17 protein-coding genes and 1 other annotated feature are annotated in these 15,728 nt (G+C 37.1%); of the genes, 9 read left to right on the forward strand and 8 right to left on the reverse strand.

The genetic code is table 11. From position 1 onward, the window contains the following. The first annotated feature begins 38 nt into the window (after positions 1-38). The 6 genes from treC (at position 39) to JOC76_RS13270 (ending at position 4,208) form a co-directional block, all read left to right on the forward strand. Positions 39-1,709: an alpha,alpha-phosphotrehalase gene (gene treC / locus JOC76_RS13245; RefSeq protein ID WP_205178268.1), complete on the forward strand. Its 1,671-nt coding sequence runs from the start codon at positions 39-41 to the stop codon at positions 1,707-1,709. A gap of 14 nt (positions 1,710-1,723) precedes the next feature. Then, positions 1,724-2,431 carry a trehalose operon repressor gene (treR, locus tag JOC76_RS13250; RefSeq protein ID WP_205178269.1) on the forward strand — a complete coding sequence of 236 codons (708 nt, stop codon included), beginning with the start codon at positions 1,724-1,726 and terminating at the stop codon, positions 2,429-2,431. 112 nt (positions 2,432-2,543) lie between these two features. After that, the gene (locus JOC76_RS13255; protein WP_205178271.1) at positions 2,544-3,221 is read left to right on the forward strand and encodes an SOS response-associated peptidase; all 678 of its coding nucleotides are present in this window, start codon (positions 2,544-2,546) and stop codon (positions 3,219-3,221) included. Positions 3,222-3,438: 217 nt separating this feature from the next. Then, positions 3,439-3,672, forward strand: a complete 234-nt coding sequence (locus JOC76_RS13260) for a hypothetical protein (protein ID WP_205178273.1) — start codon at positions 3,439-3,441, stop codon at positions 3,670-3,672. A 52-nt stretch (positions 3,673-3,724) separates the two neighbouring features. Further along, on the forward strand, positions 3,725-3,958 hold the full coding sequence (locus JOC76_RS13265; protein WP_205178275.1) for a hypothetical protein: 234 nt from the start codon (positions 3,725-3,727) through the stop codon (positions 3,956-3,958). Between the two features lie 16 nt (positions 3,959-3,974). Then, a complete protein-coding gene (locus JOC76_RS13270) occupies positions 3,975-4,208 on the forward strand; it encodes a hypothetical protein (RefSeq protein WP_205178277.1) in 234 nt (77 codons plus the stop codon). 339 nt (positions 4,209-4,547) lie between these two features. Here JOC76_RS13270 and JOC76_RS13275 read toward each other — a convergent pair whose 3' ends face one another. Then, positions 4,548-4,937 (reverse strand): SET domain-containing protein, encoded by a 390-nt coding sequence (locus tag JOC76_RS13275; RefSeq protein WP_205178284.1) that lies wholly within the window; start codon positions 4,935-4,937, stop codon positions 4,548-4,550. A gap of 150 nt (positions 4,938-5,087) precedes the next feature. Here JOC76_RS13275 and JOC76_RS13280 point away from each other — a divergent pair, with 150 nt between their 5' ends. After that, positions 5,088-5,492, forward strand: a complete 405-nt coding sequence (locus tag JOC76_RS13280) for a hypothetical protein (RefSeq protein ID WP_205178286.1) — start codon at positions 5,088-5,090, stop codon at positions 5,490-5,492. A gap of 55 nt (positions 5,493-5,547) precedes the next feature. Here JOC76_RS13280 and JOC76_RS13285 read toward each other — a convergent pair whose 3' ends face one another. Together JOC76_RS13285 and JOC76_RS13290 are read right to left on the reverse strand one after the other, a co-directional pair. Then, positions 5,548-5,901, reverse strand: a complete 354-nt coding sequence (locus JOC76_RS13285; RefSeq protein ID WP_205178288.1) for a hypothetical protein — start codon at positions 5,899-5,901, stop codon at positions 5,548-5,550. 111 nt (positions 5,902-6,012) lie between these two features. Continuing rightward, positions 6,013-6,528 carry a YbaK/EbsC family protein gene (locus JOC76_RS13290; protein WP_205178290.1) on the reverse strand — a complete coding sequence of 172 codons (516 nt, stop codon included), beginning with the start codon at positions 6,526-6,528 and terminating at the stop codon, positions 6,013-6,015. A 196-nt stretch (positions 6,529-6,724) separates the two neighbouring features. Between JOC76_RS13290 and JOC76_RS13295 the strand changes: the two genes are divergently transcribed. Continuing rightward, the gene (locus JOC76_RS13295; RefSeq protein ID WP_205178292.1) at positions 6,725-7,636 is read left to right on the forward strand and encodes a DMT family transporter; all 912 of its coding nucleotides are present in this window, start codon (positions 6,725-6,727) and stop codon (positions 7,634-7,636) included. A 400-nt stretch (positions 7,637-8,036) separates the two neighbouring features. Then, a complete protein-coding gene (locus tag JOC76_RS13300) occupies positions 8,037-8,378 on the forward strand; it encodes a hypothetical protein (protein ID WP_205178294.1) in 342 nt (113 codons plus the stop codon). A gap of 644 nt (positions 8,379-9,022) precedes the next feature. On the opposite strand, the gene JOC76_RS13305 is transcribed toward JOC76_RS13300, so the two are convergent. From JOC76_RS13305 to JOC76_RS13325, 5 genes are all read right to left on the reverse strand, one after another. Next, a complete protein-coding gene (locus JOC76_RS13305) occupies positions 9,023-9,745 on the reverse strand; it encodes a YebC/PmpR family DNA-binding transcriptional regulator (protein WP_205178296.1) in 723 nt (240 codons plus the stop codon). A 364-nt stretch (positions 9,746-10,109) separates the two neighbouring features. Further along, the gene (gene ilvA / locus JOC76_RS13310; RefSeq protein WP_205178297.1) at positions 10,110-11,375 is read right to left on the reverse strand and encodes a threonine ammonia-lyase IlvA; all 1,266 of its coding nucleotides are present in this window, start codon (positions 11,373-11,375) and stop codon (positions 10,110-10,112) included. Positions 11,376-11,439: 64 nt separating this feature from the next. Next, positions 11,440-11,687: a binding site (T-box leader), on the reverse strand. 144 nt (positions 11,688-11,831) lie between these two features. After that, complete coding sequence (locus JOC76_RS13315) at positions 11,832-13,157, reverse strand: MDR family MFS transporter (RefSeq protein ID WP_205178298.1); 1,326 nt, start codon at positions 13,155-13,157, stop codon at positions 11,832-11,834. A 167-nt stretch (positions 13,158-13,324) separates the two neighbouring features. After that, positions 13,325-14,566: an ATP-binding protein gene (locus JOC76_RS13320; protein ID WP_205178299.1), complete on the reverse strand. Its 1,242-nt coding sequence runs from the start codon at positions 14,564-14,566 to the stop codon at positions 13,325-13,327. 153 nt (positions 14,567-14,719) lie between these two features. Further along, positions 14,720-15,595 carry a proline iminopeptidase-family hydrolase gene (locus JOC76_RS13325; RefSeq protein ID WP_205178300.1) on the reverse strand — a complete coding sequence of 292 codons (876 nt, stop codon included), beginning with the start codon at positions 15,593-15,595 and terminating at the stop codon, positions 14,720-14,722. Positions 15,596-15,728: the final 133 nt, after the last annotated feature.

Here is a 15,728-nt window from a genome sequence, read left to right on the forward strand (position 1 = left end):
CATATTAGATAAATCAAAATTTTAGGCGGGTGTTTAGTATGTCAACAGCATGGTGGAAAAAAGCTGTCGTTTATCAAATCTATCCAAAAAGCTTTAACGATACATCAGGAAATGGTACCGGAGATGTTCGAGGTATTATTGAAAAATTAGATTATTTAAAAGAACTAGGCGTAGACGTCCTTTGGCTTACGCCAATTTATAAATCACCACAGCGAGATAATGGGTATGATATTAGTGATTATTACAGTATTCATGAAGATTATGGGACCATGGAAGATTTTGAGTTACTGCTCGAACAAGCACATAAACGCCATATCAAAATTATAATGGATATCGTCATTAATCATACATCCACAGAACACGAATGGTTTAAACAAGCTAAATCTTCAAAAGATAATCCTTACCGTGACTTTTATATATGGAAAGATGGGAAAAATGGTGAGCCTCCTACCAATTGGGAATCTAAATTTGGTGGTTCTGCCTGGGAATATGATCAAGCAACGGAACAATACTATCTACACTTATTCGATGTCACACAAGCAGACTTAAACTGGGAAAATGAAAAATTACGTGCGGCACTATATGAGATGATGCATTTTTGGTTAAAAAAAGGTGTCGACGGCTTCCGTTTAGATGTTATTAACCTCATCTCGAAAGACCAGCACTTCCCTCAGGATGACAGTGATGGTCGTAAATTCTATACAGATGGACCTAGAATCCATGAATTTTTACATGAAATAAATCAACAAGTTTTCTCGAAATACAATATTATGACGGTTGGTGAAATGTCCTCCACATCGATTGATAATTGTATTCTTTATACAAACCCAAGCCAAAACGAATTAAATATGACGTTCAGTTTCCATCACCTGAAAGTGGATTATCCAGGCGGCGATAAATGGACAAAAGCTGATTTCGATTTTCAAGCTTTAAAAAATATCATGTCCGAATGGCAAATAGAAATGAATGAAGGCGGCGGCTGGAATGCCCTTTTCTGGTGTAATCATGACCAGCCACGTGTGGTATCACGTTTTGGAAATGACCACGAGTTTCATAAAGAATCGGCTAAGATGCTGGCTACTACCCTTCATATGATGCAAGGAACCCCTTATATTTATCAAGGTGAAGAATTCGGCATGACCAATCCAAATTTCAACAGCATCAACAAATATCGTGATGTCGAGTCATTAAATATGTTTCAAATTTTGAAAAACAAAGGCATGAAAGAGCAAGAAATCATTGAAATTTTAAAGCAGAAATCCCGAGATAATTCAAGAACACCTGTTCAGTGGAATGCAAGTGAGAACGCTGGATTTACGACTGGAACGCCTTGGATCGATACGGCTGCGAACTATCAAGAGATTAATGCAGAGGAAGCCCTTAAAGATTCAGATTCCGTTTTCTATCACTATCAGAAGCTGATACAATTACGAAAACAGTATGATGTGATTACAGATGGTGATTTCCAGTTAATTATGGATCAAGATCCAGAGCTTTTTGCTTTCATTAGGACAAGCGGTTGTGAACAACTAATTGTCTTCAATAATTTTTACGGTGAAGACAAAAGATTTAGCCTCCCTGCTGAATTAAATCTTGATGACCATCATAGTGAAATGTTACTCTCTAATTATCAGGACTCCCCTGCCCTTTTAACTAGGGAAATGATGCTGCGTCCCTATGAGTCCATTGTGTATCACTTGAAAAAATGATCGGAGATGTCATGATGACGAACAAGTACCTAACCATTTATAATAGCATTGTCGAGCAAATTAAGAATGAAGAACTTCCTCCGCAAACCCTACTTCCCTCTGAAAATGAGTTAAAAGATCAATATGAAACCTCGAGGGAAACGATCAGAAAAGCATTAAATCTGCTCTCACAAAATGGCTATATTCAAAAAGTTAGAGGAAAAGGTTCCATTGTCATTGATATCAGTAAATTTGACTTTCCTGTCAGTGGATTGGTTAGTTTTAAAGAATTAGCAAGTAAGATGGGAAATGAACCAACAACTATCGTAAATGAACTATCGTTCATGAAGCCTGATGACTATATTCGCCAGCAATTACAGCTTGGAAGCAAAGACATGGTATGGAAGGTAGTCCGAACACGGGAAATAAATGGCGAAAAAATCATTTTAGATAAAGATTATTTATGCAGCAATATAGTGCCTACCCTAACAGAAGAAATCTGTGCTGATTCAATATATCAGTATCTTGAAAATGAACTAAATTTGTCAATTAGCTTCGCGAAAAAGGAAATCGTTGTGGTCGAACCAAACCACGAAGACCGTTCCCTATTGGACCTTGAAGGGTTTCACAACGTGGTTGTCATTAAAAACTATGTCTATTTAGATGATGCCACTTTGTTCCAATATACAGAATCAAGGCATCGGCCCGATAAATTTCGTTTTGTCGATTTTGCAAGGAGATAATTGAAAGTATAGAAGACCTTTTATAAGGTCTTCTATTTGTATAAGAAATTGTTTTGTAATCGGAAGAGTCACTTGCGACAATAAACCTAATCCACAACCTGAGGTGAAAAGTATGTGTGGCCGGTTCACATTAACTGCAACAATTGATCAAATCATCGATCGTTTTGATATCCAATCCTTCCTAGACGAGGAACTATATTCTCCAAGTTATAATATTGCTCCCTCCCAGTCGGTCTTAGCTGTCATTAATGACGGAACGTCCAACCGAATGGGCTTTCTACAATGGGGTCTTGTTCCCCCATGGGCAAAAGACATGTCAATCGGAAACAAAATGATAAATGCACGGTCCGAAACGATTTCAGAAAAGTCAAGTTTCCGCAACGCCTTTAAGAAAAAGCGTTGTTTGGTTATTGCCGACAGCTTTTATGAATGGAAACGGCATCATGATAAATCTAAAACTCCAATGCGAATTCAACTAAAATCGAATGAACTATTTGCCATGGCAGGTCTTTGGGAAGGGTTTAAGTCCCCAGATGGAAAAACAATCTATACTTGTTCTGTCATTACAACAGGCCCCAATGAATTAATGAAAGACATTCATGATCGAATGCCTGTGATCTTAAAACAAGAGGATGAGCCCATTTGGCTTAATCCAGGTATTACTGAAACTCATATCTTAAAACCTCTGCTTGTTCCCTTTGATGAACATTTAATGGACTCATATGAGGTATCACCATTGGTAAATTCGCCTAAGAATAACTCCATTGAGCTTATACAAAAAATTTGTTAAGCCTATTTTTTGAAAAAATTTTTTAAAATGGACATGTTCACTACATGCTCGTACAAGGACAAACATATGCTGTACTAACCCATAAAAGTTTTCCTTCATTTGAAAGTGGCTGACCCACTTTCTTTTTTTTTGACCCTAAGGTGTTTGTTCTTATGCCTCTTTTCGCTGAATAGAATAAAAGATATGATGGTTTTTTCATCAGGAAGGAGGATAAAAAGTGTTTTTTATCCCGACAAATGTCAATATATTCAACTTTAAAAATAATAGTCCAGACCATAGCAGTGCTATTTCACTAGGTCCGACTTTTCTAACAGGAATGAATGTTTATGGTAAAAAAAATCAAGGATTTGGTCAGCAAATGGCTGATGATACCGTCACAGTCATCCCGATTCATATCGTTTTCGATGATGATGGAATCGATTCGCCTAATAGTAAGTTAAATTGTCCGTAGATGTAACTCATTGTCCAGAAAGCACATAAATTTATTTTAGGAGTGATTTTCCTTGAATATCGCCCCAATGGCCATCAATTTTTTAGGTTTTAAAGTGAATACAGTGGATAATACATCATTCATCAATCTTGGTCCAAATCAATTTGTCGACCAGTTTATGTCCTATAAAAGGAACCAAGGGGTCGGTGAACAAAATGGTGATTTATCCCCTGTGAACATCCCCATATCATATGTAGTGGACCCTGATCTAACGGACAGCAATACCACGAAAAACAGTCTTGTTTAATAAAGGGGGCATCTAGTTGATTTTTGCACCGATGAACGTCAATTTCGGCGGTATGAAGGTCAATGTATTGGACCATGGTTCCATCCTGAATATGGGGCCAAATCAGATGACCGATTTCTTTATTTCGTACAAACGGAATCAAGGTTATGGTGAGCAAAACGGTGACATTGCCCCCATGCTGATTCCTATTTCCCTTATACTCGATAATGATTTAAGTGACAGTCCGACTGTGAAAAATAGCATTCTATAGAGTGATTCATGGGACTTCAATTTTGAAGTCCTTGTTTTTTGCAATTCCCCAATTTTTATTTAACAAGCTATAATATCCATATGAAAAATGATTGGAGTGGGAAAAGTCGTATGGAACAAATTGGAAAATAGAACAGGAGTTACTGGAAAAATCATTGGAGGTATTAAAAAAAAAAAGATCAAAGTCGGGAAGAGTTGATTAGAAAAAGCCTTGAATGATTCAAGGCTTTTCCTGGTTCTGTACCCAAGATAAAAAGGCATAGGCAAATGTCTATGTTTTCATCATCTCCTGGGTTCATCACTATGTGCAGCATAATTATTTCAAAACAGGTTTAACGAGTTATTCTTGTTTCTTTTCTTTATCAAACCAAAGCGGTTCATCATCATCGACGTCACCATTGTAATTAATAAGAATCTCTTCTCCTGCCTTAATATCACGATAAGCAAAAAAATCAAAGGTGTGATTTGGAAAGTTAATATCATAAGTCGCATTTGGCTGATAAGAATGATTAAATAACATTCCGTATCCCAAAAGAATGGCAGTGTGATTCTTTCCATATTCAAAGGCGTAGTCCGCCAGTAAGGTTTTCTCTATATGTACATGTTCCTCATTACGATAAGGAAGAACGGGAGCCTGATGAATCAGCTCACCCTTAGAAATATCACAAGTTGCAAATACCCCTCTATTCAATTCCCCATCACTAAGTTTTGATGTTCTAATCTCAATCATAAATTCACCCCTTTTTGGTGCCTGTCACCAATTGTTGTATCTGCCTAGTATATACCTGATTAGCTAGTTGTTCAAATATTTGTTGTTTGGGTTATATTTCCATGCGGGCCATCATATTATAGAATATACGTTCGCATCGGAGGCGGGAACATGGTAAATAACAATGAGACCTTAATAACTGGTGAGATGTTGCATAGGTATTATGAGCTAAATAAACAGAAAAAAGAAATTGACTTGGAAATGAATCACCTAAAGGATTCCTTTCAAAACTATTTTAATAAACTTGTGGGAGCACAGCAAAAAGGTGAAATAACCGTCAGTGGGTTCAAGCTCCAAAGACAAATTAGAAAAACAGAAAAATATAATGAAGAAGAAACCATAAAAAGATTAGAAGAATTAAAAATGAGTGACCTCATCCAGGTCATTAGAAAACCGGATGATATAAAAATAAAGGCTGCTTTGGATTTAGGTTTATTAACAAATAAACATTTAGAAGGCTGTATGATAACAAGCTTTTCTCCTGCCATTTCGGTAAAACCCATTACCCCTAGATAAATAATCCTTAACATTTCAAAGAGCTTGGGACACCAAGCTCTTTTGCCAAAGATCTCTAGTCTCCTTCGCTAATCTGTGATCCCTTATGATATTGATTTAAAATAAAACAGGTTCCATCCTTAGCGAAGTATAAACAGTCCCCTTGTTTGACATTAAAATTTACATTCTTTTTGTCATATAGTAACTTCTTCACTTTAATGAATTGTTTCACCATTTCACTGTCAGGATTATAAATAATCCCCTCATCTCCATCGGTCGTAACGAACCCTTTGGGGTCACTCTTCCGTTTCGGCTTTAGTTCTGCTGACCAACTTGCATTTAATAGTATTGTTTCTGCCTGGACTTTGGATTTTCTGTTTTGGATTGACCAAGTTTTCCGGCAATTACAGCGGTATATTTTGAATTTCATCACGATTCCTTCTTCCTATGATGATTATAATGGCTAAAATTCAAAATAAAATCACTGTAATTATATTAATCACTTAGTCAAATTATTAATATACCGTAGAACAAATCTACGCTATACTTCTATTGGTTGAGTTGTATTCACCGTCTCTTTGTCATCTTCCCAACATTTGCAAACATCCACCCACTCTTTGGCAAAAGAATATTGATATAATTCTTCCTTCGTTAACTCAATCGCTGAATTAGTGCTTCCGCATGCCGGGAAAACTGTTTCAAATCGTTCCATGGAAACATCGAGGTAAACCTCTAGGTCATTCTTTAATCCAAACGGGCAAACGCCGCCAATCGCATGGCCTGTCTGTTCAAGTACATCCTCTGGCGAAAGCATTCGTGCTTTAAAGCCAAAATAATGGCGGAATTTCTTATTATCAATCTTGGCATCACCTGCGGCAACAATCAAAATTGCTTTTTCATCAGAACCCCTAAACGATAAGGTTTTGGCAATCCGTGCTGGACTAACCCCAATCGTTTCGGCAGCTTGATCAACAGTTGCACTAGATGTTTCAAATTCCATGACATCCTGTTGCCGATTCCACTGTTTAAAATGCTCCTTTACACTTTCTAACGACACATGTCTCATCCTTTCCACTTTTTACATGATTAAAATAATAACATACGTTAAAGGAATAAAGCGAACTCACGGCTTAAAAGAGTCTAACTAAGTTAATAAATGATATTTTTAAACAAACCTTTATAAATAAGTGTTATAATTTTTTGTAAATTACTAGAATAAGATGGTTTCGATCGTTTGTTTTCGGAGGGTTATGATGAATTCACAAAGTGCTGTAATGTCCTATTCAAGGACAAGAGGAATTATTTTAGTATTGGTTGCTGCTATCTTTTGGGGTGTTTCTGGAACAGTTGCGCAGTTTTTATTTCATCAGCAGGGCTTCACGACCAATTGGCTTGTGGTAACAAGGTTAATTCTATCCGGAGTTGGGTTATTATTCTTTTCAAAATTAGGCCTCAAGCAAAATATCTGGACTATTTGGAAAAATAAGCAGGACGTTGTACAGATACTCATTTTTGGAATGCTTGGGATGTTTGGGGTTCAATATACATATTTTGCAGCCATACAATATGGGAATGCAGCCACAGCTACTATTTTGCAGTACCTCGCTCCCGTACTCATTGCATGTTATATGTGTTTACGAACGAAATCACTACCAGCTAAACAAGAAGTGATCGCTATTTTCCTTGCCCTCTTTGGAACGTTTCTTTTAGTGACAAAAGGAAATATCCAATCTCTATCGATCTCAGGTCCTGCTTTATTTTGGGGGATATTGTCTGCTTTTGCCTTAGCTTTTTATACTCTTTTTCCTGTAAAACTGCTTTCCAGGTGGGGCTCGGTTCAAACTGTAGGCTGGGGTATGACAATTGGCGGAGTCGGATTCGCAACGTACCACCCCCCTTGGGATTTCCAGGGTAGTTGGAATCTTACTTCCTTTTTAGCTGTCTGTTTTGTGGTTCTTTTTGGTACGTTGCTAGCCTTCTTTTGCTATATGGAGAGTCTAAAATATATTCGTGCATCTGAAGCAAGTCTTCTCGCCTGTGTGGAACCATTTTCTGCGGCCTTTTTAGCCGTTGCTTGGCTTCATGTCTCTTTCGGTCTAGCGGAATGGATTGGAGCTCTTTCCATCCTTTCAACCATTTTTATTCTGTCGGCAGTCAAAAAATAAATTTCCTTAATGAAAAGCAGACCAATCAAGGTCTGCTTTTTTGCTATAACAGATAAGGAAGTTATGCATACATTATTTTAAAGATGTTTTAATAATGCTTAAGTATATATCCATAAAACAAATTGTCTGATACTGTAGATTATTACCATTTTAGAAAGGGAGATGGGGAAACATCTACGACCATCAAGATAAGAAAAGTAAGGGAACGAAGAATGGGCTTGATTCCTTAAAATCTAATTACTTATCTGAACAAGAAATTAATTCAATAAATTCATGGATTTTAAAAATACAAAATAAAGGTAATAGTAAAGAAACCAAAAAAGTAAATTCACTTATAGAAAAAGCAGTAAAAAATCTTCAGTTAAAATATAAAATAATTGGAAATGGTAAGAATCGAATTGTGTTTGACCTTGAAAATGGATATGTACTAAAGGTTGCCATTAATGATTGGGGTATGAAGAGCAATAAACAAGAATATAAGTTATTCTTTAATTCACCATCCCTAATACAAAAACATTTATGTCCCGTCATCGAGTTTGGATATGGATGGATAATAATGAAAAAAATGATACAAATGATACCACTAGATCAAGAATACGATATAAAAATAGCACAATTTATTAAGTTATTTATGGAAAATGGAATTGAACCAAAAGATATAAAAGACAAGAATCTAGCACTTTCTGAAAATGGAGAACTTGTAGCAGTTGATTATGGGAATTTTACTGTAATTAAAGATTGACCCAAAAGGATCAGTTCTGCGAATGCTGGATCTTTTTTTTGACTTTGTAATTGTCCTCTAGATTATCCATTTTTACCACTCAATATATTTTGGGAATATTTAGTTTTCAATCGACAATTTTTCCGAACACCCAATTAGAACTATTAATTTTTTAATCAAAACAGTAAATTATACCCATATAACATTTTCTAATATTGGCCATCTTATTATTAGAGCAAGGCTTAACAATACACCTCACTGTCTATGGCTACTACACCATGATAAATTTTAGCCTTGCTCTAAATTCCCATCTATTTTCCCATACCAGCCAGGAGTGTTAATTCATAATATACATAGGGTATATCGGTCAAAATAAAGCCAGTTTTGAATCGTCTATATTTATATTCTTTCCAGACTACTCGGCTTTTTGAGTAGTCTTTTTTATTCATAAATTTAACTGAAAGAAAATGCTTTTTTTATATCCTCTGATGGTTAGTGGACTATAATTTTTTATTTCTAACTCAAATGAAAACTCTTTATAAACGTCGATTAAATCCATAAAAAAACCCACCTTTATATGAATTTCTCATACTAAAAGTGGGTTTAACTTTTGTTATCGTAATTAACAATGATTTTGTACTATGGGTAAAATCTTGTTAATTTTTTTATTCACCAAGATCCACGTTATGGTATACGCGCTGAACATCTTCAAGATCTTCTAATACGTCGATCATTTTTTCGAATTTCGCTAATGCTTCGCCCTCAAGGGTAACCTCGTTTTGTGGAAGCATGGTCAATTCAGCTACGGTAAATTCCGTAATTCCCGCTTGCTTGAAGGCTTCCTGGACTGCGTGGAATTGATCTGGCTCAGCATATACAATCACTTGATCCTCTTCTTCCTCCACGATGTCACGTACATCCACATCTGCTTCCATTAAAAGTTCAAGAACATCATCAGATGATTTTCCTTCCACACCGATAACAGCCGTTGAGTCAAACATATAAGCAACAGAACCGCTCACACCCATGTTCCCGCCGTTTTTTCCAAAAGCAGCACGTACATCTGAAGCAGTACGGTTAACGTTATTTGTTAAGGCATCAACTATAACCATTGAGCCGTTTGGTCCAAAGCCTTCATAACGAAGTTCTGTATAGCTTTCTTCTGAACCGCCTTTAGCTTTATCAATCGCACGGTCAATAATATGTCTTGGCACATTGTAAGTTTTAGCACGCTCAAGGACAAATTTTAACGCTTGGTTGGATTCCGGGTTTGGTTCACCGCTACGCGCTGCTACATAAATTTCAACCCCGAATTTGGCGTATATACGGCTTGTATTGGCATCTTTTGAAGCCTTCTTTTCTTTAATATTGTTCCATTTACGTCCCATTCTGAACACTCTCTTTCCAATTTGAATCTCGCAAAAGTAACTATTTTGGAGTTCATATCATTTATACTGACTAGAAGACAAACACTATCTTCATGCACAAATAATATTATACATTAAATGTTGCATTTGTTAAGTATCCTGTAATTTAAATAGCGAAAAAAGACCATTCAGCGGGTGAATGGTCTTTAAAATTAGGATGTTGATTTCCGCTCCAGTCGCTCAGCAAACCCGCAGGCGTGCCCGGCCCGGGGAGCCTCCTCGGCGCTGAAAGCGCCTGTGGGGTCTCCCCAGCCCCGTACTCCTGCAGGAGTCGAGCGACTTCCGCTCCAATCAACATAGTATATAAAACAATTTTAGCCTTAAATTATACTAACATTTGAAATAGTGTGCTGTCATTGTTTACTTCTCGGTGTAAGAATCCTTTTGCCTTAATCCGTTCAATTAATGGATAGTAATCTTCTTTATCCTTTAATTCGATCCCAACTAATGCCGGACCGGTTTCACGGTTATTCTTTTTGGTATATTCAAAATGGCTAATATCATCATTGGGTCCTAACACGTCAAATAAAAATTCACGCAATGCTCCGGGACGTTGTGGGAACTGGACAATGAAATAATGCTGAAGGCCTTCATAAAGTTTGGAGCGCTCTTTAATTTCTTGCATCCGCCCAATATCATTATTTCCGCCGCTAACGATACAAACAACTGTTTTTCCTTTGATTTGTTCAGCGTATGCATCTAAAGCTGCAACAGAAAGGGCTCCGGTTGGTTCTACAACAATCGCATTTTCATTATAAAGGGATAAAAGGGTCGTACAGACTTTTCCTTCAGGAACAACCACAATATCATCCACAAGCTCCTTACAAATATTGAAGGTTTTCGTACCAACGGTTTTAACAGCGGCCCCATCAACAAATGGATCAATTTGACCTAATGAAGTCACTTCACCTTTTGAAATGGATTCCTTCATACCAGGCGCACCTTGCGGCTCTACTCCGATTAATTGTGTTTGAGGAGAAAAGTGTTTTAAATACGTTCCACATCCGGCAACAAGACCGCCACCGCCGATGGCTGCGAAGAGATAATCAATTTGTTCTGGACAATCATTGAGCATTTCAACCGCCACTGTTCCTTGGCCTGCAATGACGTCAAAATCATCAAATGGGTGGATAAAGGTACGGTTCTCAGCCAGACTGCATTCGCGAGCTTTTTCGTAAGCATCATCAAATGTATCTCCAACTAGGACAATTTCCACACTATCTTTGCCCCAAAACTTTACTGAATTTACTTTTTGTTTTGGTGTTGTACTTGGCATGAAGATTTTTCCGTTAATATTTAAAAGGTGACAGGAATAGGCGACACCCTGCGCATGATTTCCGGCGCTGGCACAGATAATTCCGTTCTTCAGTTCCTCCTCATTTAACTTTTTAATCCGGTTATAAGCACCACGGATTTTAAAGGAGCGAACACTTTGCATATCTTCTCGTTTTAAGTAAATATGACAGCCATATCGTTCTGATAATAAATGATTATATTGTAGTGGTGTTGGTGAAATGACATCTTTAATTGTATGACTTGCAATAATGATGTCCTCCACATTAAATGCTTTTTTATCTACTTGTTGACTCATATTGATCTTCCTCCTAAATTAGTGCACATTATTGTTTATGGACAACAAAAAACTCGCCCCTTAAAATAGGGACGAGTGAACTCGCGATACCACCCTACTTCCGCTGACCTTTGTGGAGGTTAGCGGCTCTCGATCAACGTACTTTGATTGTACGTGTTCCATGGTAACGGTGGACATTCCGGTTTAGCTTACTTCATCGTTCAGCTAAACATCTCGGAGATGATCTTCAGATAGAACTGTTATCGACTCTCACCAACCGTCGACTCTCTAAAAACAACGAATCTACCCTACTCTTCTCGTCATCAACTTATATGTAATTTTAGATTAGGGTACCACCGAAAAAAAAGTCTGTCAATATTTTTTGACTATTTTAACTATTTTGTTTATTTTAAAGCGCTTACATTGGTAACAGGCACCATTTATACTACTGAAGTGATAAAAAGGGTGACAGGCACCCTATTGTTCACTTTCAACGGCAGTCTTGGTTGGGATGATAAAGCTGATTGCTACTGTAACTAGACTTAATAGAAGTGCATAGAGAAACACATTTTTCATTCCTATTTGAATGGTAACGGCATGGTTTATTATGACACCCATTATGGTAACTCCTACAGATGTTCCGATGTTTCGCAGGAATATTTGAAGAGACGTGGACATGCCTTTGATATGAGCATCTGCAAACTCTTGAGACGCAATCGTACCAACCGCAAACAATAAGCCAAATGAGAACCCTTGAATTATCAGTATAAGGAACAGTACAAGATAGGATATGTCAGTAATAAATAAGTAAAGTAATAATCCCGAGATTGTTGTTAGAATGCTGCCTATGATAAATAAAGGCTTATAGCTATATCGTATAATCCATTTCCCTGCCGGTGTACTGCCAAACATCCAACCGCCAGCAATACTTAATAAAATCAGACCACTTTTATAAATACTCATATGATTGCCTTCTTGCAAATACAACGGAATAAAGTTGGATGTACCGAAAAAGGATAGACAGTAAAATAACATAAAAAGATTGGTTCGGAAAATCCCTTTATTCTTAAAAAGAGAAACAGGAAGAAATGGTTGTGATTCCTTTCTTTCAACTAAAACAAAAACAAACAATCCTAATAATCCAATTATTAGATACCAATAAGGATTTCTGACATTAGTAGACAAAAGTAAGAGGGTAATCGATATCCCAAAGATGAAGAAGCCCTTGTAATCAATATAGGTTTTCTTAAATTCTGTATTTTCTTGATAAGGAATTAAGCAAAGAATAGTGGCAATTCCGATTGGTATATTGATAAAGAAAATCCATCTCCACGTTAAGGCTTCCACAAAAAAAGATCCTAAGATGGGACCCACAACCGATGAAATCGCCCAGATACTGCTAAAAACAGCTTGAATTTTTCCACGTCTTTCGATTGAGAATAAATCCCCTACAATAATCATAGATAACGGAATCATCCCGCCAGCCCCGAGACCTTGTACCCCTCTAAACACAATCAGCAAGACCATCGAATTTGCCATTCCACACAATATTGAGCCTACGGTAAACAAGCCGACTGAAATCATTAAGAGATTTTTCCGGCCATACATATCTGAAAGTTTCCCGTAAAGCGGAACCGTAATGGTACTCGCTAACATATAGACAGAAAATACCCAAGCAAACAACTCCATCCCACCGAGCTGTTTTACAATCGTAGGGCTAGCAGTTTGCATAATATTAGCATCAAGTGCTGAAATCAAGGTTGTGATCACTAGTCCCCAGAAAACATATTTATTTGAATTCATAAACGCTTATTTGCCTCCTTTTACAAAAAAATCAGCGCATCATTCATTATAGCAAAATATAGATGAGTGCATCTAACAAAATTTAGTAAATAGGGTTCCGAAAAAGAAAAGAGACTCCGAACCAAAACGGTTAGAGTCTCTTTTCTGCAGAGGACTGTTAAATCCTTTTACACTTTGATTGGATCGACCTTTAACAATGCCTGTGTAATGGTTGGAAGCAAAATTTCAATTCTTGTCCCTTCATTTACTTTGCTTTCAATGTTTAGCACCCCATGGTGACCTTCTATGATTTTATAGCATGTCATTAGGCCAAGACCTGTCCCTTTTTCTTTCGTCGTATAAAATGGCTCTCCAAGTGTAGGTATTCTTTCGGCCGGAATCCCGACACCTTCATCGATAATCTTGATGGAAATTTGTCCTTCTCCCTTTTTCCGGACAGTAACTTCTATATTTCCTCCATGCGGCATGGCTTCAATCGCATTTTTTAATAAATTAAGAAAAACTTGTTTTAATTGATTTTCTTCAGAGCTGATCATTGGTAGCTCATTTTCAAATTCAACTGCAATCTGAACATTATTTAGGATGGATTGTGTACTAATTAAAGTTATTACATCATTTAATAGTAGCTTAATATCTTGTTTCTTATATACTGCTGCAGTGGGTTTAGCTAAAACAAGAAATTCCCCTACAATGGCATTGATCCGATCGAGTTCTGTTAAAACAATATCAAAGTATTCATCTTTTATGTGATTGGACTTAAACAGTTGGATAAAGCCTCTGATCGACGTAAGCGGGTTGCGAATTTCATGGGCAATGCCAGCTGCCATTTGCCCTAAAAGGGCCAACTTCTCAGATTTCAGCAGAAGGCTTTCTGTTTGTTCTTTCCGATCAGTAATGTCTTTTCCTATTGATAAAATGGCGTTTTCACCACCAAAAGATATAAACAAGGAGGTTACTTCGAAGAAGAAGATGGACCCATCTATGCGTTTAGCTTTGTATTCGATAGTGTTAACCGGAGTTTTCTCTTTATTTACCTGCTTTAATCTTTCTGTTAACCGGTCGTTATACTCCGGAATAATGAAATCCAATATAGACTTTCCAATCATCTCCTCCCTGCTTTCATAACCGGCCATTGAGACAGCCGCATGATTGGCATATAGAAAACGATGATTTTGCGTAATATAGACAGGTTGAGGCAACGAATCGATTAATTTTTTATAGCTCTCCTCACTCGCTCGTGCTTTTTTTTCATAGTAGCGGGCTTTATCATATTGCCAGCCGACAACCCAAGCAATCAGTATAAAGATAATAAAGTCTAAGGTGAATAACTTGTGTTGCTCAGTAAACCACTGATAGAGAGTATAAAGAATCGATATTGAAACCAGAATGAGTTGCCCTTTTCTTTTCATTTTTTTAACCTCATAATGTTATAGTTCGAAATTAATGGTTATAAAGTTGTATATTCGCCAAAAAACTTCTTTATCCTCTATAATCTTCCTAATTTTTATTTCGGTATTCGACATAAAAACAGCTTGAATCTCCTCAAGCTGTTCAAAACACTACTACTTACGGTCAATATTTGTTAGAAAATCGTCCATTACTTCTAAAAACTCTTCTGATTCTTCGATATAAGGCATATGGGCACTTTTCTCAAAGACATGAAATGTTGAGCCTGGTGTCAGATTGCTATAATATTCGGTGGTTTCAGGTGTGGCTTCATCATACCGACCGCAAGAAAAAAGGGTAGGACAAGTAATTTCCTTTAACTGCTCTGTACAATCAAAGTTCTTTAAATTGCCAAGAACCGTAAATTCGGATGGACCCCACATGATATTATAGATTTCAGCATTACGATATTCTGGTGGTCTTTGCTCGAGCCACTCCGGTTTTTTCTCCATTCGATTCACAAAATGTTGAGCAAATACCTCGATCGCTGCTTCAAACTCTTCTGAATCAGTTGTTCCATTTTCTTCACATCGTTTGATTGTTTCCTGCACTTCGACAGGCAGTTTTTGAAGGTTCCGTTTTTGGTCTTGTTCCCATAAAGGTGCACTAAGGCATGGACTGGAAAAAATAATACTATTTATTCCGGAAGTCTTAGTTAAAGCATACGCTGCTGCGAGTGTGGTCCCCCAAGAATGACCTAGAATATGTACTTCGTCAAGGTGCAGGGCTTCTCGGACTTGACCTACTTCCTCTACAAATCTTTCAATACGCCATAGGCTCTTATCTGTCGGCCTGTCAGAGCGTCCACAGCCTAATTGATCATATAAAATGACGGGACGATCTTTACTAAGCGCCTTTAAGACCTGTAATGAAAAACAAGATGACCCTGGGCCGCCATGTAATACTAATAAAGGGGTTCCATTCCCATTTTCATCAAATTTTTGATACCAAACCCTTCCCCCGGGAACCTCAATAAATCCTTCTTTATACATTCAGATCGCTCCCTATATGTATGTCTCATTATTTTATCAAAAAAGCAAACACAAAAGTGACTTTTTTGGCCAAAATTCCTAATTAGATGCATTATCAATTGCCTAATGACAAACGATAACAGTGGAGGTGAAA

Source organism: Neobacillus cucumis (assembly GCF_016908975.1).
GTDB lineage: Bacteria > Bacillota > Bacilli > Bacillales > Cytobacillaceae > Neobacillus > Neobacillus cucumis.

Coding starts and splice junctions, on each gene's coding strand:
- treC (WP_205178268.1), top strand. CDS start 39: ATGTCAACAGCATGGTGGAAAAAAGCTGTCGTTTATCAAATCTATCCA.
- treR (WP_205178269.1), top strand. CDS start 1,724: ATGACGAACAAGTACCTAACCATTTATAATAGCATTGTCGAGCAAATT.
- JOC76_RS13255 (WP_205178271.1), top strand. CDS start 2,544: ATGTGTGGCCGGTTCACATTAACTGCAACAATTGATCAAATCATCGAT.
- JOC76_RS13275 (WP_205178284.1), bottom strand. CDS start 4,937: ATGATTGAGATTAGAACATCAAAACTTAGTGATGGGGAATTGAATAGA.
- JOC76_RS13280 (WP_205178286.1), top strand. CDS start 5,088: ATGGTAAATAACAATGAGACCTTAATAACTGGTGAGATGTTGCATAGG.
- JOC76_RS13285 (WP_205178288.1), bottom strand. CDS start 5,901: ATGAAATTCAAAATATACCGCTGTAATTGCCGGAAAACTTGGTCAATC.
- JOC76_RS13295 (WP_205178292.1), top strand. CDS start 6,725: ATGAATTCACAAAGTGCTGTAATGTCCTATTCAAGGACAAGAGGAATT.
- JOC76_RS13305 (WP_205178296.1), bottom strand. CDS start 9,745: ATGGGACGTAAATGGAACAATATTAAAGAAAAGAAGGCTTCAAAAGAT.
- ilvA (WP_205178297.1), bottom strand. CDS start 11,375: ATGAGTCAACAAGTAGATAAAAAAGCATTTAATGTGGAGGACATCATT.
- JOC76_RS13315 (WP_205178298.1), bottom strand. CDS start 13,157: ATGAATTCAAATAAATATGTTTTCTGGGGACTAGTGATCACAACCTTG.
- JOC76_RS13320 (WP_205178299.1), bottom strand. CDS start 14,566: ATGAAAAGAAAAGGGCAACTCATTCTGGTTTCAATATCGATTCTTTAT.
- JOC76_RS13325 (WP_205178300.1), bottom strand. CDS start 15,595: ATGTATAAAGAAGGATTTATTGAGGTTCCCGGGGGAAGGGTTTGGTAT.